The sequence below is a fragment of the Pseudothauera lacus genome, assembly GCF_003034845.1.
GTDB classification, from domain to species: Bacteria; Pseudomonadota; Gammaproteobacteria; order Burkholderiales; family Rhodocyclaceae; genus Pseudothauera; species Pseudothauera lacus.
This window is the reverse complement of record NZ_PZKC01000007.1, coordinates 18,091-38,374: the sequence shown is the minus strand read 5'-3', so window position 1 is coordinate 38,374 and position 20,284 is coordinate 18,091. Positions and strand designations below refer to the sequence as shown.

Genomic DNA, 20,284 nt, shown 5'->3' with positions numbered 1-20,284 from the left:
GTGCAGCACTCTCCCCCGACCTGAAGGTGCTGGTGGTCGGCGCCGGCGCCATGGGCAGCGGCATCGCCCAGGTGGCGGCCGCGGCCGGCCACACCGTTTACCTGTATGACAGCCGTGCCGAGGCGGCCGACCAGGGCCGTGCCGGCATCGTCGCGGCACTCGACAAGCTGGCCGCCAAGGGCCGCATGAGCGCCGAAGCCGCACAGGCCGCCGCCGCCCGCGTGCTGCCGGTGAGTGAACTGGGCGCGGCGCGCGACGCCGGGCTGGTGGTGGAAGCCATCGTCGAGGATCTGGCGGTCAAGCGTGCGCTGTTCGCCGAGTTGGAAGGTCTGCTGGGGGCCGACGCCATCCTCGCCAGCAACACCTCCTCGCTGTCGATCACCGCGCTCGCCGCTCCGCTGGCCCGCCCGGGGCGGGTCGCCGGTCTGCACTTCTTCAACCCGGCACCGGTCATGAAGCTGGTGGAGGTGGTCTCCGGCCTCGCCACCGACACGGAGGTTGCCGACGCCCTGCATGCCACCGCGCGCGCCTGGGGCAAGGTGGCCGTGCATGCGAAATCGACCCCGGGCTTCATCGTGAACCGCGTCGCCCGCCCCTATTACGCCGAAGCGCTGCGCGTGCTCGGCGAAGGCGCGGCCGATGTCGCCACGCTGGACGCGGTGCTGCGCGAAGGCTGCGGCTTCCCGATGGGGCCCTTCGAACTGATGGACCTCATCGGTCACGACGTGAACTTCGCCGTGACCTCCTCGGTGTTCGACGCGTACTTCCAGGACAAGCGCTTCACTCCCAGCCTGATCCAGCAGGAACTGGTGCTCGCCGGGCGGCTGGGGCGCAAGAGCGGACGCGGTTTCTACGACTACGCGGAAGGCGCCGCGCGCCCCCTGCCGGCGACCGAGGCGGCGCAGCAGGGCGAAACCATGGTGGCCGTGGTCGGCGACCTGGGCGTTGCCGGGGCGCTGATCGCCCGCCTGGAGGCGGCAGGCATCGCCGTGCAGCGCAAGCCGGGAAGTTCCGCGCACGGCGCCGGCTGGCTGGAAATTGGCGGCGCCCGGCTGGTGCTCTCCGACGGCCGTACCGCCACCCGGCGCGCGGCGGAAGAGGGCGTGCCCAATCTGGTGTTGTTCGACCTCTGCCTGGACTACGCCACCACGCCGCGCCTGACGCTGGCGGTGGCCGAGCAGTGCGGCACCGGGGCCTGGCGTGCGGTGGCCGGCACCTTGCAGGCCGCCGGCCTGGCGGTGACCCGCGTGGACGACGTGGCCGGCCTGGTGGGCCTGCGCACGGTGGCGATGCTGGCCAACGAGGCCGCCGATGCGGTGCTCGCCGGCATCGGCTCGGCGGCGGACATCGACACCGCGATGCGCTTCGGCACCAACTATCCGAAGGGGCCCCTGGCATGGGCCGACGAGATCGGCGTGGCCAGCGTGGCCCGCGTGCTTGCCAATCTGGCCGCACACTACTTCGATACCCGTTACCGTACCTCGCCCTTGCTGCAACGCAAGGCCATCACCGGAGCGAGCTTTCATGAGTGAGGCAACTTTTCGGGACATCAGCGGCGGGCTAGATCCGCAGACCCTGGCCGAGCGCGTGCGCGACGGCATGTTCGAGCGCGATCATGCGGCGCGCGGCCTGGGCATGGCCTTCGTGGATGTCGGTCCGGGCCGGGCGACGATGACCATGGAAGTGCGTGGCGACATGCTCAACGGTTTTCAGATCTGCCACGGCGGCTTCATCACCACCCTCGCCGATACCGCCTTCGCCTATGCCTGCAACAGTGGCAACGAGCAGACGGTGGCCTCCGGCGTCAGCGTGGACTTCATGGCCCCGGGTCGTCCGGGTGACCTGCTCACCGCTGCCGCGCGCGAGGTCTTCGTGGCCGGGCGCACCGGGGTGTACGACATTACCGTGAGCAACCAGAAGGGCGAGCTGATCGCGGTGATGCGCGGCAAGTCCTACCGCCTCAAGGGGCGGCCGGTGGTCGAGTTGTAGTTATGCCAAGAGTATTATGACGGCGGACGCAGAACTGCCGCATTGACGACAACGAGGAGGATGTGAGGATGCCGATCAACAGCTTTGCCCCGCCGCAGCTCGACCAGATCGAGAAGGCCAGTATCGACGAGTTGCGCGCGCTGCAGCTCGAACGCCTGAAGTGGAGCCTGCGCCACGCCTACGACAACGTGCCGCACTACCGCAAGAAGTTCGACGACAAGGGCGTGCACCCGGACGACCTGAAGTCGCTGGCGGATCTGGCCAAGTTCCCGTTCACCACCAAGCACGACCTGCGCGACAACTACCCCTTCGGCATGTTCGCGGTGCCGATGGAGAAGATCGCCCGCGTGCATGCGTCCTCCGGCACCACCGGCAAGCCGACGGTGGTGGGCTACACCTTGCGCGACATCGACACCTGGGCCACCGTGGTGGCGCGCTCCATCCGCGCCTCCGGCGGGCGGCCGGGCGACATGGTGCATGTGTCCTACGGCTACGGGCTGTTCACCGGCGGCCTGGGCGCGCACTACGGCGCCGAGAAGCTGGGCTGTACCGTGGTGCCGATGTCCGGCGGGCAGACCGAGAAGCAGATCCAGATCATCCAGGACTTCAAGCCCAAGATCATCATGGTGACGCCGTCCTACATGCTCACCATCCTCGACGAGATGGAGCGCCTGGGGATCGACCCGAAGAGCACTTCGCTGAAGATCGGCATCTTCGGCGCCGAACCCTGGACCCCGGCGATGCGCCTGGCGATGGAGGAGCGCTCCGGCATGGATGCGGTGGACATCTACGGCCTCTCCGAAGTGATCGGCCCGGGGGTAGCCAACGAGTGCGTCGAAACCAAGGACGGTCCGACCATCTGGGAAGACCACTTCTACCCCGAGATCATCAATCCGGAAACCGGCGAAGTGGTGGCCGACGGCGAGGAGGGCGAGCTGGTGTTCACCTCGCTCAGCAAGGAAGCAATGCCGGTGATCCGCTACCGCACCCGCGACCTCACCCGCCTGCTGCCGCCCACCGCGCGCAGCATGCGGCGCATGGCCAAGATCACCGGGCGCTCGGACGACATGCTGATCATCCGCGGGGTGAACGTGTTCCCCACGCAGATCGAGGAACTGATCTGCAAGATCCCCAAGCTGGCCCCGCACTACCTGCTGGAAGTGGACAAGCAGGGTCACATGGACACCCTCACCGTGAAGGTGGAGATCAACCCGGAAGCCGGCGTCGGCCGCCACCCGGAGCAGAAGGAAGCGCTCGCCAAGGAGCTCACCCACCACATCAAGAGCCTCATCGGCGTGTCTGCCAAGGTGCAGGTCGGCGAGCCCTTCAGCATCGAGCGGGTCACCATCGGCAAGGCCAAGCGGGTCGTCGATCGCCGGCCGAAGGGCTGACATTGCATGCGCCGGCATGGCCGGCGCCCCCCCACAGAGAAGGAGCACATACATGTATACACAAGCTCTGGACATTCCCCAGCCCAAGGGCGAGCCGAAAGGCCCGCGCGTGGTCGAGAACGCCGACTACCAGGCCGAGTTCGACGCCAAGATCGACGCCGGCGGCTTCATCGAGGCCAAGGACTGGATGCCCGAGGCCTACCGCAAGACCCTGGTGCGCCAGATCAGCCAGCACGCGCATTCCGAAATCGTCGGCATGCTGCCTGAGGGCAACTGGATCACCCGCGCGCCCAGCCTCAAGCGCAAGGCCATCCTGCTCGCCAAGGTGCAGGACGAGGGCGGCCACGGCCTCTACCTGTACGCCGCCGCCGAAACCCTGGGCGTGTCGCGCGACGAACTCTACGAAGCCCTGCTCGACGGTCGCGCCAAGTACAGCTCGATCTTCAACTACCCGACGCTGACCTGGGCGGACATCGGCGTGATCGGCTGGCTGGTCGACGGTGCGGCGATCATGAACCAGATCCCGCTGTGCAAGTGCAGCTACGGCCCCTACTCGCGCGCCATGGTGCGCATCTGCAAGGAAGAGTCCTTCCACCAGCGCCAGGGCTACGACCTGCTGCTGCAGATGATGAAGGGCACGCCCGAGCAGCGCGAGATGGTGCAGGACGCGGTGAATCGCTGGTGGTGGCCGTCGATCATGATGTTCGGCCCCCACGACAAGGACAGCCAGCATTCGGAAACCTCGATGCGCTGGGGCATCAAGCGCATCTCCAACGACGACCTGCGGCAGAAGTTCGTCGACGCCACGGTGAAGCAGGCCGAAGTGCTGGGCATTACCCTGCCGGACCCGGACCTGAAATGGAACGAGGCACGCGGCCACTACGACTTCGGCGCCATCGACTGGGAGGAGTTCTGGTCCACGGTGAATGGCCACGGGCAGTGCAACGTGGACCGCATCGCGGCACGGCGCAAAGCCTGGGAGGAAGGGGCATGGGTGCGCGAGGCGGCGCTGGAGCATGCGCGGAAGCAGGCGGCGCGGGAGAAAGTCGCGGCTTGAGGGTTTTCTCCCTCCCCTTCAAGGGGGTGAAGCCGGGGTTTCGCGAAGCACTGCTTCGCGCCGGCTGAACGGGCCGGCTGTGCAAAGCCGGCACTGGACGGGACAGGGTGGGGATGGGTTTCTTGAGGTCCGGCACAGCCTGAACCGAAACCCATCCCCCCTCCCGGCCTCCCCCCTTGAAGGGGGGAGGAGCTTACAGCGCCGCCTTTGGCGGCTAGGAGATTTGAATGGAACGCAAGGAATGGCCGCTGTGGGAAGTCTTCGTCCGCAGCAAGAACGGCCTCGATCACAAGCATTGCGGCAGCGTGCACGCGCCCGATGCCAGGCTCGCGCTGCAGGTGGCGCGTGACGTCTATACCCGCCGCCAGGAAGGCGTGTCGATCTGGGTGGTGCGCGCGAGCGACATCGTCGCCTCCGACCCGGACGCCAAGCCCGAGCTCTTCGACCCGGCGGAAGACAAGATCTACCGCCACCCGACCTTCTACACCCTGCCCGACGAAGTCAATCACATGTGAAGCGGGGGAGAGACCGATGACCCAACAGAACATCGCAACGCCGGAGCACATTGAATACGTGCTGCGCATGGGCGACAACGCGCTCATTCTCGGCCAGCGCCTGTCCGAGTGGTGCGGGCACGCGCCGGTGCTGGAAGAGGACATGGCGCTGGCCAATACCGCGCTCGACCTCATCGGTCAGGCGCGCCTGCTGCTGACCCACGCCGGCAAGCTGGAAGGCCAGGGCCGCGACGAGGACCAGCTCGCCTTCCTGCGCGTGGAGCGCGACTACCGCAACGTCACGCTCACCGAGCTGCCCAACGAGGATTTCGGCCGTACCGTGGTGCGCAACTTCCTCTTCGCCGCCTTCCAGGTGCTGCTTTACCAGCGTCTGGCGACCAGCAGCGACGCGGAACTGGCCGCCATTGCCGCCAAGAGCCTGAAGGAGGCGCGCTACCACCTGAGCCACGCCGGCGAATGGGTGATCCGCCTGGGCGACGGCACCGAGCTCTCGCACGCCAGGGCGCAAGCCGCGCTCGATTACCTGTGGCCCTACACCGCCGAGTTCTTCGCCGCCAACCCGGCTGACGATGCGGTGGCAGCCGCCGGCATCGGCCCGGCCTGGGCCAGCCTGGAGCCCGAGTGGGAGGCCCTGGTGGTGCCGGTGCTCAATGAGGCCACGCTCACCGTGCCGGCACGCACGCCGTTCAGGACCTACGGCAAGTTCGGCCGCCACTCCGAGCACATGGGCCACTTGCTGGCGACCATGCAGTACATGCAGCGGACCTACCCCGGCGCGCAATGGTGAGCCGACGCATGGATATTAGCCCGGCAACGAAATGCGCTACCCCGTTCGCCCTGAGCCTGTCGAAGGGCGTTCGTGTCGACTGGGCTTCGACAGGCTCAGCCCGAACGGTATTTGACTGCCGGGTTAATAGGCCTATTGCGCGAAGCGGGGCCGCCCCTGCGATGCTCGCCGTACCTCTTGTACGGCTGCGCTTCTCGCGTCGGCCGCGGCCCGCTCGCTACGGCTTCTCCAAGCGTCTTGGAGAGCAAGAATGCTGAGCGAAACCCAGGCCTGGCAGGTGCTCGAAGGCGTGCCCGATCCCGAGATCCCGGTGGTCTCGGTGGTCGAGCTCGGCATCGTGCGCGAGCTCGCCTGTGGCGAGGACGGCCTGCGCGTGGTGGTGACGCCCACTTACTCCGGCTGCCCGGCCACCGAGGTGATCGCCGAGAGCATCCGCGCCGCGCTGCAGGCGGCCGGGGCAGGGGAGGTGGACATCGAAACCCGCCTCGATCCGGCATGGACCACCGACTGGATCGGCGAGACCGCACGCGACAAGCTGCGCGCCTACGGCATCGCGCCACCCTCGGGCAAGGCCGCGGTGGGCGGCGCGCAACCGATCCGTTTTGTGGCCAAGGCGCAGACCTGCCCGCGTTGCGGCTCCACCGACACCGAACGCCTGTCCGAATTCGGCGCCACGGCCTGCAAGGCGCTGTACCGCTGCCGCGCCTGCCGCGAACCCTTCGAATACTTCAAACCCATTTGAGCGAGAGCGCGCAGACGCTTGCCGGAGACAACCCATGACGCCGAAATTCCACTCCCTGAAAATTGCCGAGCTGCGGCGCGAGACCGCCGACGCGGTGAGCCTGCGTTTCGAGGTGCCGGCCGCACTGGCCGAGGACTACCGCTTCGTGCAGGGCCAGCACCTCACCCTGAAGGCCCGTGTGGGTGACGAGGAGCTGCGCCGCTCCTATTCCATCTGCGCCGGCGTGAACGATGGCGAACTGCGCGTGGCGATCAAGAAGGTAGCCGGCGGGCGTTTTTCCACCTGGGCCAACGGCGGCATCAAGGTGGGCGACGTGCTGGAGGTGATGACCCCGGAGGGGCGCTTCCACACCCCGCTCGACCCGGCGCAGGCCCGGCACTACGTGGCCTTTGCCGCCGGTAGCGGCATCACCCCCATCCTGTCGCTGATCAAGACGACGCTGGCGGCCGAGCCGCAGAGCCGCTTCACCCTGGTGTACGGCAACCGCCGCCAGGCCAGCGTGATGTTCGCCGAGGCCCTGGAAGACCTCAAGAACCGCTATCTGGCGCGCTTCACGCTGTACAACCTGTTCTCCCGCGAGGAGCAGGAAGTGCCGCTGTTCAACGGCCGCCTGGATGCCGCCAAGGTGGCGGCCTTCATGGACACCCTGCTGCCGGCGGATACCATCGACGAAGCTTTCATCTGCGGCCCCGGCGCGATGATCGACGAGGTGGAAGCCGCGCTGCTGGGCGCCGGCCTGAGCGCCGAGCACATCCACCTGGAGCGTTTCGGCGTGCCCGATGCCGCCCCCGCGCATCACGTCGAGGCGGGCGATGCACCGCAGGCCACCATCGTGGTGGTGGCCGACGGCCTGCGCCGCGAGATGGAGTTCCATGCCAGCGATCCCTCCATCCTCGACGTGGCGCTGCGCGCCGGCATGGACCTGCCGTACTCGTGCAAGGGCGGGGTGTGCTGCACCTGCCGCGCCAAGGTGGTGGAAGGCAAGGTGCGCATGGACAAGAACTACACGCTGGAGCAGCCCGACGTGGACGCAGGTTATGTGCTGACCTGCCAGGCCCACCCGCTCACCGAGCGGGTGGTGATCAGTTTCGACGAGCGCTGAGGGGAAAGACCACAGTGGAGCTGAGGGCTTCGAGCGTGTATGGTCGCGGGCGTGGCGGAGAATTCCGCCACGACGCGCGGTTCGTGCGCCCGGCGGCGAGGCATCTGAAACCGTTCGCCCTGAGCCCTTCGGCTGTGCTCAGGAGAGCCTTGTCGAAGGGCGTTGGTGTCGACCGGGCTTCGGCAGGCTCAGCCCGAACGGTGTTTGATTGCCGGGCCGTTGGCGCGTCCCCTTTCCCGCAACGCTCGAAATCCGTCTGAACATCATGGCCCGAGGAAAAGCCCCCACCTTCGAAGTGCAGCGCGCCACCATCCTGGCCGAGGCCGCACGCCTGTTTGCCATGCGCAGCTTCCCCAATGCGTCGATGGCCGAGCTGGCCAAGGCCTGCGGCGTCTCCAAGCCGCTGCTCTATCACTATTACCGCGACAAGGAGCACATCCTCTTCGACATCGCCGACAGCTACATGGACCAGCTGCTCGACATCGTCGCCGGGGTGAAGGCCGCCGCGCTGGCGCCGCAACCCCACCTCGAAGCACTGCTGACCCGCTTCATGGACGAGTACGGGCACTCCCAGCACCGCCACATGGTGCTGGTGCAGGACGTCAAGTTCCTTCAGGCCGAGCAGGCGGAGCAGGTCACGGCCAAGCAGCGCCGCGTGGTGGCGGCCTTTGCCGAGGCGGTGGAGCGTGTCGAGCCCGGGCTCCGGCGCCGCCACCTCGACAAGCCGGTGGCAATGATCCTCTTCGGGATGATCAACTGGACCTTCACCTGGCTGCGCGCCGACGGCCGCTTTACCCATGCCGACATGGCACCGGTGGTCTGCCGCATCGTGCTCGAAGGCATCAGGGGGCTGGTGGACAAGGATGTGATGAAGCACAAGGAAAAGAGTCCGGCGCATTAGCGCCGTGCCGTGAAACGGGGCGCAGGCGGCGGAGAAGACTGCCGCGCCCGCAAGGAGGAGTGAGACGTGAGTGACAAGAGCCTCAGGGACGCCTACATCTGCGACGGCATCCGCACCCCGATCGGTCGCTACGGCGGCGCGCTCGCCGGCGTGCGCGCCGACGACCTTGCCGCCATCCCCATCCGCGCGTTGATCGAGCGCAATGCCGGGGTCGATTGGGCGGCGGTGGACGACATCTACTACGGCTGCGCCAACCAGGCCGGCGAGGACAACCGCGACGTTGCGCGCATGGCCGGCCTGCTCGCCGGTCTGCCGATCGACGTGCCGGGCTCGACGCTGAACCGCCTGTGCGGCTCCGGCATGGATGCCACCGGCACCGCTGCACGCGCCATCCGTGCCGGCGAGGCCGAGCTGATGATCGCCGGCGGGGTGGAGTCGATGAGCCGCGCACCCTTCGTCATGGGCAAGGCCGACAGTGCCTTCTCGCGCACTGCGAAGATCGAGGACACCACCATCGGCTGGCGCTTCGTCAATCCGCTGATGAAGGCGCAGTACGGCATCGACTCGATGCCAGAGACCGCCGAGAACGTCGCCGGCGACTTCGTCATCGCGCGCGCCGACCAGGACGCCTTCGCGCTGAGGAGCCAGTTGCGCTATGCCGCCGCTGCACAGCGCGGCTTCTTCAGCGGTGAGATCGTGCCGGTGAGCATCGCACAGAAGAAGGGCGATCCCGTGGTGGTGGACACCGACGAGCACCCGCGCGCCACCACGCTGGAGGCGCTGGCCAGGCTCAAGGGCGTGGTGCGCGCGGACGGCAGCGTTACCGCCGGCAATGCCTCCGGCGTCAATGACGGCGCGGTGGCCCTGCTGCTCGCCAGCGAGGCGGCCGCCGCGCGCCATGGCCTGAGGCCGCGCGCGCGTATCGTCGCCATGGCCACCGCCGGAGTGGCGCCGCGCATCATGGGCATCGGTCCGGCGCCGGCCTCGCGCAAGGTGCTGGAAAAAGCCGGCCTCAGCCTGGCGCAGATGGATGTCATCGAGCTCAACGAAGCCTTTGCCGCGCAGGCGCTGGCGGTGATGCGCCAGCTCGGCCTGCCCGACGATGCCGCGCAGGTGAATCCCAATGGCGGGGCCATCGCGCTGGGCCATCCGCTGGGTGCGTCCGGGGCGCGGCTGGTGCTCACCGCCATGCGTCAGCTCGAAGCCAGTGGTGGGCGCTATGGCTTGTGCACCATGTGCATTGGCGTCGGTCAGGGCATCGCGATGATCATCGAACGGGTGTGAACGACACCTGCGCGATCTTCACAATTCGTCATGTTCAAACGAATTAGTAATGTGATAATTTTTCGCCACCAGTAGCCGGGCAGCCTCGATCCCGACTACTGCACATAACCACGAGGAGGAGACACCATGAAGCTGAAGAAGACCCTGCTGGCCGCCCTTGGCCTTGCCTTTGCCGCTTCCGCGGCGCACGCCCAGATCACCGTCGGCGTTACCGTGTCGGCCACCGGCCCGGCCGCCTCGCTGGGCATCCCCGAGCGCAACACCGTTGCCCTGATGCCGCAGGAGATCGCCGGCCAGCGCATCAACTACATCATCCTCGACGACGCCTCGGACACCTCGTCGGCGGTCAAGAACATCCGCAAGCTGGTCTCCGAAGACCGCGTCGACGTGGTGCTCGGCTCCACGACCACGCCGAACTCGCTGGCGATGATCGACGTTGCCGCCGAGACGCGCACGCCGATGATCTCCTGGGCGGCATCGAGCCGCATCGTCGAGCCCGTGGACGACAAGAAGCGCTGGGTCTTCAAGACGCCGCAGAACGACGCCCAGATGGCCACCGCCATCGTCGAACACATGACCAACAACAACGTCAGGACGGTGGGCTTCATCGGTTTCGCCGACGCTTACGGCGAAGGCTGGTTCGAGCAGTTCAAGGCCATCGCCGAAGCGCGCGGCATCCGCATCGTCGCCAATGAGCGCTTCAACCGTACCGACACCTCGGTCACCGGCCAGGTACTGAAGATGATCTCCGCCCGCCCGGACGCGATGTTCATCGCCGGTTCCGGCACGCCGGCCGCGCTGCCGCAGAAGGCGCTCAAGGAGCGTGGCTTCACCGGCAAGATCTACCAGACCCACGGTGTCGCCAACAACGACTTCCTGCGTGTCTGCGGGCGCGACTGTGAAGGCACCTTCCTGCCCGCCGGCCCGGTGCTGGTAGCCGGGCAACTGCCCGACAGCAACCCGGTGAAGGCCAGCGCGCTGACCTACATCAACGCCTATGAGGCCGTGCACGGCAAGGGCAGCGTGTCGACCTTCGGCGCCCATGCCTGGGACTCCGGCGTGCTGCTGCAGGCTGCCATTCCGGTGGCGCTGAAGACCGCCCAGCCGGGCACCGCCGAGTTCCGCGCGGCGCTGCGCGATGCGCTCGAGAACGTCAAGGAAGCGCCCGCCGCTCATGGCATCTTCAGCATGAGCCCGACCGACCACCTGGGCCTGGACCAGCGCGCACGCGTGATGGTGCAGATCCAGAACGGCGCCTGGAAGCTGGTGCAGTAATACCGGCCTGAACCGCGGGCGGCGGCCACCGTGCTGCCGCCTGCGCTCCGACAAGTTTCTGTGTTTGCAGGGAATTAGACCGCACCACGGGGCACAGGCCGCGGGTGGGGCGGGAGGGTTCGTCCATGGATTTGCAAATTGCCCTTATCCTGGGGCAGGACGGGATCACCAACGGGTCCATCTATGCGCTGCTGGCGCTGGCCCTGGTGCTGGTGTTCGCGGTGACCCGGGTGATCTTCATTCCGCAGGGTGAGTTCGTTGCCTACGGCGCGTTGACGCTGGCGATGATGGAAAACGGCAACGTGCCGGGCACCATCTGGCTGCTCATCCTCGCCGGCATCGCGGTGACCGTGCTCGATGGCATCGCTGCGCTGCGTGCCGGGCAGGTGCGCAGGCTGGGCGCCATCGCCGGCATCAACCTCATCTACCCACTGGCCCTGCTGGGGGTGCTCTCCGCGCTGCCGCTGGGCGACCTGGCGCTGCCGCTGCAGGTGCTGGCGACGCTGCTGATCGTGGTGCCGCTGGGACCGATGATGTACCGCCTGGTGTATCAGCCGATTGCCGAAGCCCCGGTGCTGATCCTGCTGATCGTCTCGGTGGCCGCGCACGTCGCCATGGTCGGCCTCGGCCTGCTGTTCTTCGGCGCCGAAGGCTATCGCACCCCGCCGTTCTCCGAGGCGCGCTTCGAGGTCGGCCCGATGATGATCACCGGCCAGACCATCTGGGTGGTGCTCTCCTCGCTGGTGCTGATCGTCGCCCTGGCGCTGTTCTTCGGTCGCACGCTTTACGGCAAGGCGCTGCGCGCCACCGCCATCAACCGCACCGGCGCGCGCCTGATGGGCATCTCGCCGGCGCTGGCGGGCAAGCTGACCTTCTTCCTGGCGGCGCTGATCGGCGTGCTCTCCGGCGTGCTGATCTCGCCGATCACCACCATCTACTACGACACCGGTTTCCTGATCGGCCTGAAGGGCTTCGTCGGCGCCATCATCGGCGGCCTGGCGAGCTACCCGATCGCCGCGGCCGGCGCGCTGCTGGTTGGCGTGCTGGAGGCCTTCAGTTCGTTCTGGGCCAGTGCCTACAAGGAAGTCATCGTGTTCACGCTGATCATCCCGGTACTGCTGTGGCGCTCGCTGAAGAGCCATCACCTGGAGGAGGAAGAATGAAATTCACGCTCTCTCCCCGCGTGGTGCTCGGGGTGTTCATGGCCTTGCTGCTGGTCGCCCCGCTCACCCTGTCGCCCTTCTACGTCACCCTGCTCAACTACATCGGCCTGTACGCCATGGTCGCCCTGGGCCTGGTGCTGCTCACCGGCGTCGGCGGGCTGACCAGCTTTGGCCAGGCGGCCTTCGTCGGCATCGGCGCCTACACCACTGCGGTGCTGTCCACCGCCACTGAACTGCCGGGCTGGCTGGCCTGGCTGGGCTGGTCGCCGTGGCTGTCGCTGATCGCCGGTCTGGTGATCACCGCGGCGGTGGCCATCGTGCTCGGTTCGCTGACCCTCAAGCTCTCCGGCCACTACCTGCCGCTGGGCACCATCGCCTGGGGCATCAGCCTGTACTTCCTGTTCGGCACCATGGCGATGCTGGGCGGCCACACCGGGCTGACCGGCATCCCGCCGATCAGCGTGTTCGGCTACAAGCTGTCACAGGGCCACGAGATCTATTATCTGATCTGGGCCTTCCTGCTGATCGGTGTGTATACGGTGAGCAACCTGCTCGACTCGCGCGAGGGTCGTGCCATCCGTGCGCTCAAGGGCGGCATGGTGATGGCCGAGGCGATGGGGGTGAATACCGCGCGCTCGCGCATGGTGATCTTCGTCATTGCCGCGCTGCTGGCGTGCGCCTCGGGCTGGTTGTACGCGCACATGCAGCGCTTCGTGAACCCGACGCCGTTCGGTCTGCACATCGGCATCGAATACCTCTTCATGGCGGTGGTCGGTGGTGCCGGCCATGTCTGGGGGGCGCTGGTCGGTGCCGGGGTGATCACCGTCCTCAAGCAGTGGTTGCAGGACATCCTGCCCAAGCTCTTTGGCCACAGCGGCAACTTCGAGGTGATCTTCTTCGGCGCCCTGATGGTCCTCATCCTGCACAAGGCGCGCGGCGGTCTGTGGCCCATCCTGGTCAGCCTGGTCGGTCGCGTGGTGCCGGTGCAGGCCACCCAGCGCCGCATCGACGCGGCCGCCGAGCCACTGCCGCGGCGCGAACTGCCCCAGCCCGGCGAGGTGCTGCTGGAGGCCAGGGATGTCACCCGCCGCTTTGGCGGCCTGGTCGCCAACAACAACATGAGCCTCTCGGTGCGCGCCGGCGAGATCCTCGCGCTGATCGGCCCCAACGGCGCCGGCAAGAGCACCATGTTCAACCAGGTCTCCGGGGTGGATACGCCGACTTCGGGCGAGGTGCTGTTCCGCGGTGAATCGGTGCTTGGCCTCGGTGCGCGCGCCATCGCGGCGATGGGCATGAGCCGTACCTTCCAGCACGTCAAGCTGCTGCCGACCATGAGCGTGTTGGAGAACGTCGCCATCGGCGCCCATCTGCGCGGCTCCAAGGGCGTGGTCAGTTCCGCCTGGCGCTTCGATCGCGCCGAGGAGGCCCGCCTGCTGGCCGAGGCGGCGCGCCAGATCGAGCGCGTCGGCCTGGCCGAGCACATGTTCGACGAGGCCGGTGCGCTGGCCCTGGGCCAGCAGCGCATCCTGGAGATCGCCCGTGCGCTGTGCTCCGACCCCTGCCTGCTGCTGCTCGACGAGCCGGCCGCCGGCCTGCGCCTGAAGGAAAAGGAGGCGCTCGCCAGCCTGCTGAAGAAGCTGCGCGGCGAGGGCATGGGCATCCTGCTGGTCGAGCACGACATGGACTTCGTCATGGGCCTGGTCGACCGCGTGGTGGTGATGGAATTCGGCGAGAAGATCGCCGAGGGCCTGCCGGAAGAAGTGCAACAGGATCCGGCGGTGCTGGAAGCCTATCTGGGAGGGGTGGAATGAGCACCGCGACCGTCAACAACGTTCTGGAAGTGCGCGACCTGTGCGTGTCCTACGGCAAGGTCGAGGCCCTGCACAACGCCAACATCAGCGTTGGCGAAGGGCAGATCGTCACCGTCATCGGCCCCAACGGCGCCGGCAAGACCACCATGCTGTCGGCCATCATGGGGGTGCTGGGCTCACGCGGGCAGGTGAACTTCGACGGCAGCATCGAGGGCGTGCCCGAGGTCGAGCGCATGGTGGCGCGCGGCATGAACCTGGTGCCCGAAAAGCGCGAACTGTTCGGCGAGATGAGCGTCGAGGACAACCTCGTGCTGGGGGCCTTCCAGCGCTACCGCATGGGCAAGCGCGACCACGCGCAGACCATGGACGAGGTCTACGACATCTTCCCGCGCCTCAAGGAGCGCCGCACCCAGCTCGCCGGCACGCTGTCCGGCGGCGAGCGCCAGATGCTGGCGGTGGGGCGCGCGCTGATGGCCAAGCCGAAGCTGCTGATGCTCGACGAACCCAGCCTCGGGCTGGCGCCGCTGATCGTGCGCGAGATCTTCCGCATCATCGCCGAGCTGCGCCGCCGCGGGGTGTCCATCCTGCTGGTGGAGCAGAACGCGCGCGCCGCACTGCAGGTCGCCGATTACGCCTATGTGCTGGAAACCGGCGAGGTCGCCATGGAAGGTCCGGCGCACAAGCTGGCCGACGATCCGCGCGTGATCGAGGCCTATCTGGGCCTGGGCGGAAAACATCAGGACAAGCTGGCTGGCCACTGACGGACAGATACCAATAACCGTTCGCCCCGAACCAGTCGAAGGGCGAGTGTGCCAAGTGGGCTTCGACCAGCTCAGCCCGAACGGTCGGAGTCTGCGGCGGCCCCACAAGGACGAGAGAACATGGAAGCCATACGCATCATCGAGGACGAACACCAGTCGCTAGCCGCCATCCTGCACGCGGTGCGCTACATGCTGAAGGAGATCGGCAAGGGCAAGCTTGCGCCGGACTTCCGCCTGCTGCGCGCCATGGTGCATTACCTGGATGCCTATCCCGAGCAGCGCCACCACCCCAAGGAAGACCAGTACCTCTTCGCCCTTCTCAAGCAGCGCACCGACGAAGGTGCCGAGGCGATGGCGCGCCTGGAGCAGGAGCACGCCGGCGGCGAGGCGCGCATCAAGGCACTGGAGACTGCGCTGCACCTGTACGCCAGCGGCGACCGCGACGGTTTCGACGCCTTCAACCGCGCCTTCGAGAACTTCGCCGACTTCTACCGCAACCACATGCTGCTGGAAGAACGCGAAGTGCTGCCGCTGTGCCGCAAGCACTTCACCGACGAGGACTGGGAGGCGGTGGCGGCGGGATTCCGCGAGAACAACGATCCGATGGGCGGCACCCGCGAAACCGAGGACTTCCAGCGCATCTTCTCGAAGCTGGTTGCCGCCGCGCCACCGCCGATCGGCCTCGGGGCGGGGCCGTACAAGGACGATTGAGTCCTTGCGCCCGTGTCAGCGGGCGCCATAAGTGCAACGGGCCATCGGCGGCTTGCCGCGGTGGCCCGTTTGTATGGCCGTGCTGCGCTGGCGTTTCAGTCGTTCGCCGCCTGCGCCAGGCGCGCCGCGGCCGTGGTTTCCGGCAGCCGGTAGCGCTGTTCGCGGTACAGCCAGGCCGGCAGCAGCGCATGGGCGAGCGCGCGGCGCGCCAGCTCATCGCCGTCGTCCGGCGCGGCGCCGTTCTCCAGGCGCTTGCGCTGCGGATCGTAGCGGCCGTGGGCGGGCGCCTGGTCGGGGCGCAGCACCACCACCCGCTCGCCTTCCATCCAGGCATAGTTCTGTTCGTACTGCATCATCGCGCGGCCGGGCTCGTCCGCGGCGGCGCGCGTGAGGTCGCGGCCGATCATCGGGTGTTCGGCGGCAATCCCCATCAGCGACAGCAGGGTCACCGGCAGGTCCACCTGGCTGGCCACCGTGCGGATGCGGCGCGGCTCGATGTCGCCGCCCAGGATCAGCGCCGGGATGTGGAAGCGCTCGACCGGCACCAGGCTGTCGCCGCGCACCCGGATGTCGTGGTCGGCGACCACCAGGAACACGGTGTCCTGCCAGTAGTCGCTGGCGCGCGCCTGCTCGAAGAAGCGCCCCAGCGCGTAGTCGGCGTACTTGACCGCGTTGTTTTCGGTGGCCTTGTCGGCGTCGTGCAACGCGATGCGGCCGTCCGGAAATTCGAAGGGCGAATGGTTGGACGAGGTGAACACCAGGGTGAAGAAGGGCTTGCCGGCGGCGTGGTGGCGGCTGAGCTCTTCGTGGGTGCGGGCGAACAGATCCTCGTCGGACACCCCCCAGCTGCCCTTGAACACCGGTGCCGGGTAGTCGTTCTGGTCCACGATGCGCTGAAAGCCGTTGCCCTTGAAGAAGCTGCGCATGTTGTCGAAGTGCGACTCGCCACCGTAGATGAACTCGGTGTGGTAACCCTGGCGGGCGAGCAGTTCGGCGAGCGAGAAGAAGCCGGTCTGCGACAGCGACAGCTTCACCACGCTCTGCGCCGGGGTGGGCAGGAAGCCGGTGACGACCGCCTCGATGCCGCGTACCGAGCGCGTGCCGGTGGCGTACATCTGCTCGAACCACCAGCCCTGTTCCTTGAGCTTCTCCAGTTCCGGGGTTACCGGCAGGCCGCCGAGCGAGGCCGCGAAGGTCGCGCCCAGGCTCTCTTCCAGCACGATCACCAGGTTCAGCGGGCGTACGCGCGGGCGGGTTGGCTCAAGGCGGGTCAGGGTGGGCAGTCCGGCTTCGGGCAGGGTGACGGGCCGCAGGCCTGCATCCGCCTGGCCGCGTCCGCCCAGCGTCAGTGCCAGCATCTCCTCGACCGGCATCTTGCCGTAGATCTCGCTGGAGCCGGATTCATGCTTGAGGTTGTAGATGGCGTGGGCCACCGACCAGGTGGAGTTGAGGATCAGGCTGTTCACCATCGGGTCGGTGGTCAGCGCAAACAGCGCCGGGTTGGCCGGGCGGTGATCGGTGGTGGAGCGGATGGTGATGGCTGCCAGCAGGAACACGAAGGGCCACGACAGCCACAGCTGCCAGTGCCTGCCGCGGCGCTCGACAGCCAGCCAGGGGCGCATCAGGCGCAGCATGGCCCAGGCCGCCAGCGCGGTCGCCGCCAGGCCGGCGAGCAGGTGGGCGCGAAATCCCAGCCAGACCATGGAGAGCACTTCCTGCGGGTACCTCAGGTACTCGACGAAGAGGCGGTTCGGGCGGGTGTCGTATTCGCCGATGAAGGCCGGAGTGGCCAGTTCCATGAACACCAGCACGGTCACCCCGGCCACCGCCCATAGCCAGGTCAGCCGGCGCCACAGACGCCAGCCCGGCGCGGTGGCCAGCAGCGGGGCGAGCAGCAGCGCTGGCAGCACCAGCAGGCCGAGCTGGATCAGATCCACGCGCAGGCCCTGCAGCAGCATGGTGCCGGCAATGCCGGTGGCGGCGACGCGCTCCCACTGCCAGAGCATCAGCCCGAGGCGGGAGGCGGTCAGCACCGCAAGGCCGGCAAGCACCATCATCGCCAATGGTGCATAGGGGCCGAGGCGGTTCAGGGTGGACCACCAACGGTCGATGAGGCGGAGGGATGAGTCTGGCTGGATCACGCGCAATGTGCCCGATGTTGAGACGGGCGCAGTTCAGCATGGCAAACTTAAGACCGGCTTAACCCGCATTTCTCATCCCCTCACGTCGCGAGGGGGTCGAGGCGGCGTGAGGGAGTACGGCGTGCCAGGGCGAGTGCACCGGCACCCGCAGCAGGGATGGTGTGAGAATGCGGGTTAAGGCCCTGCGCCCCGCCGTTCGCCCTGAAGCTGATTAAGCCGGCCCGGAGGCACTGCCGATAAACGCCCTACTGCAGGGCAAACTGCTGTGGCTGACTCAATGATTCGTTTGGCCGCGCCCACGGCGGGGCTTGCTGCGCTCGGCCCGAACGGTATCCGACTGCCGGGTTAATGACGAAGCGCCCGCCTTGAACAAAATATCTACGTCGCCGACCTCGCAAATCGCATTGTTTGCTTCCTGCAAGCCGCGACAGTGCTAGAATCCTGAGCGCAGAACCGTATTCCTGTCCTACTCACACCAATCGAGGATAAAGCATGAACAAAGGTGAATTCGTCGAAGCCCTGGCCGACCGCCTGGATGTTTCCCGCGCGCAAGCCGACCGTGCCCTTTCCGGCGTGCTCGAAATCATCGCCGAGCAGCTCTCCAAGGGCGAAAAGGTCGCCTTCACCGGCTTTGGCTCCTTCGAGGTCTCCAAGCGTGCTGCCCGTACCGGCCGCAACCCGCAGACCGGCGCGACCATCAAGATCGCCGCTTCCAGCGTGCCCAAGTTCACCGCTGGCGCCACCCTCAAGGCTGCCGTGAACGGCAAGTAAGCCTGCCTGCTTCGCTGCATGCGGCCCGGCGCTTCACCGCCCGGGCCGTTTTTACGTCCGGCGGTGGATTTTTCCCCACGGCTATGCCCTTTAGGGTACACTGCGCCTCGTTGTGCAATGCAGCAGCAGGGCCATCGTGGTACTCGAAGCGTTCCGTCACCGTCGGTGACGCCCTTCCTGACCCGGCCCCAGGGACTGTAACCACAGCCCCATCGCCCCCGACCTCCCTTCAGTCGAACTCCATTCGTTCCTGCGATCGTCTGGCATCGAGATAACCGGTTGGTGCCGATGCGCGGTCGTCCGAGCCATGCCTTCCGGCGTGCCGGCGACCGGCCCACGCTCATCGTGCGCCCCCGTTTCCGGTGGCCTCGCGTCCGCGACCATTACCCATGGTCTGCGGGCGGTGCGATGTCATGCGGCCCGTTTTTGCGGGCCTGATCCGGCTGTTCCGGCCCATACCCTGCCGGCCAGCCATGCAAGGAAGATTACGAATGACGTTCGATCAACTTGGCCTCGACGCCGAACTGCTGAAGGCCATCCAGAGCTCCGGCTATACCGTACCCACCCCCGTGCAGCTGCAGGCCATTCCCGCAGCGATCGCCGGTGGCGACCTGCTGGTGTCCTCGCACACCGGCAGCGGCAAGACCGCAGCCTTTACCCTCCCCACCCTGCAACGCCTCATCGGCCGCCGTCCGGCGCCCGGTGCCGGCCCGCGTGTGCTGGTGCTCACGCCGACCCGCGAGCTCGCCCTGCAGGTCGAGAAGGCGGTCAACACCTATGGCCGCGCGCTGCGCTGGCTGAACACCGCCTGCCTCGTCGGCGGCGCCCCCTTCTTCGCCCAGGTCAAGCAGCTTGCCCGCAATCCGGACGTCATCGTGGCGACCCCGGGCCGTCTCATCGACCACCTCGAACGCCGCAAGCTCAAGCTCTCCGACATCGAAGTGCTGATTCTCGACGAAGCCGACCGCATGCTTGACATGGGCTTCCTCGAAGACATCGAGACCATCGTTCGCGCCACTCCGGCGAGCCGCCAGACCCTGCTGTTCTCCGCCACCCTTGACGGCGTGGTCGGCAACCTGGCCCGCCAGCTCACCCGCGACCCGCAGCGCATCGAGATCGCCGGCACCGACGAGAGCCGTGGCAATATCGAACAGCGCCTGCTCTACGCCGATGGCCTTGGCCACAAGAACAAGCTCCTCGAAGCGGTGCTGGGTTGCACCACGCTGAATCAGGCGGTGGTGTTCACCTCCACCAAGCGCGGCGCCGAGGAAATCTCCCTGCAGCTGCAGGAAAAGGGCTTTGCCGCCGCCGCGCTGCACGGCGACATGCACCAGGGCGCGCGCAACCGCACCCTGCAGCAGCTGCGCCAGGGTCGCATCAACGTGCTGGTGGCGACCGACGTGGCCGCCCGCGGCATCGACGTCGCCGGCATCAGCCACGTGGTGAACTTCGATCCCCCGCGTCAGGCCGAAGACTATGTGCACCGCATCGGCCGCACCGGCCGTGCCGGCCGCACCGGCATCGCCATCACCCTCTCCGGCCCGCGCGAGACCGGCATCATCCGTGCCATCGAGCGCTACACCGGTGACCGCATCGAAGTGCACACCATCGAAGGTCTGGAGCCCAGCCCGCGCGCAGCCAATCCGCGCCCGGCGGGCAACAAGCCGCGCTTCGGCAGCGGCGGCAAGCCGGGCGGCTTCGGCGGTCGCGGCGCCAACAGCCCGTGGCCGTCCGAGCAGCCGCGCCGCAGCAGCAGCGGTGGCTTCGGGCGCAACGCCGGTGGCGAGGGCCGCTTCAGCAGCGAGCGCCCGCAGGGTGCCCGCCGTCCGCGCCCCTGAGCCTCTCCGGGGGGAAAAGAAAATACCCGCCGCGGCGGGTATTTT

At 67.4% G+C, this 20,284-nt stretch carries 18 protein-coding genes; 17 read left to right on the top strand and 1 reads right to left on the bottom strand.

Features of this window, described 5'->3' with window-relative positions; genetic code table 11:
- The first annotated feature begins 50 nt into the window (after positions 1-50).
- The 15 genes from paaH (at position 51) to C8261_RS09830 (ending at position 15,489) form a co-directional block, all read left to right on the top strand.
- Positions 51-1,532: a 3-hydroxyacyl-CoA dehydrogenase PaaH gene (paaH, locus tag C8261_RS09905; protein WP_107493666.1), complete on the top strand. Its 1,482-nt coding sequence runs from the start codon at positions 51-53 to the stop codon at positions 1,530-1,532.
- Positions 1,525-1,989 carry a hydroxyphenylacetyl-CoA thioesterase PaaI gene (gene paaI, locus C8261_RS09900; RefSeq protein ID WP_107493551.1) on the top strand — a complete coding sequence of 155 codons (465 nt, stop codon included), beginning with the start codon at positions 1,525-1,527 and terminating at the stop codon, positions 1,987-1,989. The genes paaH and paaI overlap by 8 nt, the downstream gene beginning before the upstream one ends.
- Positions 1,990-2,057: 68 nt before the next feature.
- The gene (gene paaK, locus C8261_RS09895; protein ID WP_107493550.1) at positions 2,058-3,380 is read left to right on the top strand and encodes a phenylacetate--CoA ligase PaaK; all 1,323 of its coding nucleotides are present in this window, start codon (positions 2,058-2,060) and stop codon (positions 3,378-3,380) included.
- Between the two features lie 52 nt (positions 3,381-3,432).
- Positions 3,433-4,437, top strand: coding sequence for a 1,2-phenylacetyl-CoA epoxidase subunit PaaA (gene paaA, locus C8261_RS09890; protein ID WP_107493549.1), 1,005 nt, complete (start codon positions 3,433-3,435; stop codon positions 4,435-4,437).
- 227 nt (positions 4,438-4,664) lie between these two features.
- On the top strand, positions 4,665-4,952 hold the full coding sequence (gene paaB / locus C8261_RS09885) for a 1,2-phenylacetyl-CoA epoxidase subunit PaaB (RefSeq protein ID WP_102040662.1): 288 nt from the start codon (positions 4,665-4,667) through the stop codon (positions 4,950-4,952).
- 16 nt (positions 4,953-4,968) lie between these two features.
- The gene (gene paaC / locus C8261_RS09880) at positions 4,969-5,739 is read left to right on the top strand and encodes a 1,2-phenylacetyl-CoA epoxidase subunit PaaC (protein ID WP_107493548.1); all 771 of its coding nucleotides are present in this window, start codon (positions 4,969-4,971) and stop codon (positions 5,737-5,739) included.
- 250 nt (positions 5,740-5,989) lie between these two features.
- The gene (paaD, locus tag C8261_RS09875; protein ID WP_107493547.1) at positions 5,990-6,481 is read left to right on the top strand and encodes a 1,2-phenylacetyl-CoA epoxidase subunit PaaD; all 492 of its coding nucleotides are present in this window, start codon (positions 5,990-5,992) and stop codon (positions 6,479-6,481) included.
- Positions 6,482-6,515: 34 nt separating this feature from the next.
- Positions 6,516-7,583 (top strand): 1,2-phenylacetyl-CoA epoxidase subunit PaaE, encoded by a 1,068-nt coding sequence (gene paaE, locus C8261_RS09865; protein ID WP_107493546.1) that lies wholly within the window; start codon positions 6,516-6,518, stop codon positions 7,581-7,583.
- Between the two features lie 265 nt (positions 7,584-7,848).
- Positions 7,849-8,484, top strand: coding sequence for a TetR/AcrR family transcriptional regulator (locus tag C8261_RS09860; protein ID WP_107493545.1), 636 nt, complete (start codon positions 7,849-7,851; stop codon positions 8,482-8,484).
- A gap of 66 nt (positions 8,485-8,550) precedes the next feature.
- Entirely contained in the window at positions 8,551-9,768 is a 1,218-nt protein-coding gene (gene pcaF, locus C8261_RS09855) for a 3-oxoadipyl-CoA thiolase (protein WP_107493544.1), read from the top strand.
- Between the two features lie 126 nt (positions 9,769-9,894).
- The gene (locus tag C8261_RS09850; protein ID WP_107493543.1) at positions 9,895-11,043 is read left to right on the top strand and encodes an ABC transporter substrate-binding protein; all 1,149 of its coding nucleotides are present in this window, start codon (positions 9,895-9,897) and stop codon (positions 11,041-11,043) included.
- A 125-nt stretch (positions 11,044-11,168) separates the two neighbouring features.
- Positions 11,169-12,206, top strand: coding sequence for a branched-chain amino acid ABC transporter permease (locus C8261_RS09845; protein ID WP_107493542.1), 1,038 nt, complete (start codon positions 11,169-11,171; stop codon positions 12,204-12,206).
- Positions 12,203-14,017 (top strand): branched-chain amino acid ABC transporter ATP-binding protein/permease, encoded by a 1,815-nt coding sequence (locus tag C8261_RS09840; protein WP_107493541.1) that lies wholly within the window; start codon positions 12,203-12,205, stop codon positions 14,015-14,017. The genes C8261_RS09845 and C8261_RS09840 overlap by 4 nt, the downstream gene beginning before the upstream one ends.
- Complete coding sequence (locus C8261_RS09835; RefSeq protein WP_107493540.1) at positions 14,014-14,778, top strand: ABC transporter ATP-binding protein; 765 nt, start codon at positions 14,014-14,016, stop codon at positions 14,776-14,778. The genes C8261_RS09840 and C8261_RS09835 overlap by 4 nt, the downstream gene beginning before the upstream one ends.
- Before the next feature lie 120 nt (positions 14,779-14,898).
- Positions 14,899-15,489, top strand: a complete 591-nt coding sequence (locus C8261_RS09830) for a hemerythrin domain-containing protein (protein WP_107493539.1) — start codon at positions 14,899-14,901, stop codon at positions 15,487-15,489.
- 95 nt (positions 15,490-15,584) lie between these two features.
- Here the strand turns inward: C8261_RS09830 and C8261_RS09825 are convergent, their stop codons facing one another.
- On the bottom strand, positions 15,585-17,630 hold the full coding sequence (locus C8261_RS09825; protein ID WP_219905179.1) for an LTA synthase family protein: 2,046 nt from the start codon (positions 17,628-17,630) through the stop codon (positions 15,585-15,587).
- 492 nt (positions 17,631-18,122) lie between these two features.
- On the opposite strand from C8261_RS09825, the gene C8261_RS09820 reads away from it, so the two are divergent.
- Both C8261_RS09820 and C8261_RS09815 read left to right on the top strand, forming a co-directional pair.
- Positions 18,123-18,401, top strand: coding sequence for an HU family DNA-binding protein (locus C8261_RS09820; RefSeq protein ID WP_107493537.1), 279 nt, complete (start codon positions 18,123-18,125; stop codon positions 18,399-18,401).
- A 491-nt stretch (positions 18,402-18,892) separates the two neighbouring features.
- Positions 18,893-20,239, top strand: a complete 1,347-nt coding sequence (locus tag C8261_RS09815; RefSeq protein WP_107493536.1) for a DEAD/DEAH box helicase — start codon at positions 18,893-18,895, stop codon at positions 20,237-20,239.
- Positions 20,240-20,284 lie beyond the last annotated feature (45 nt).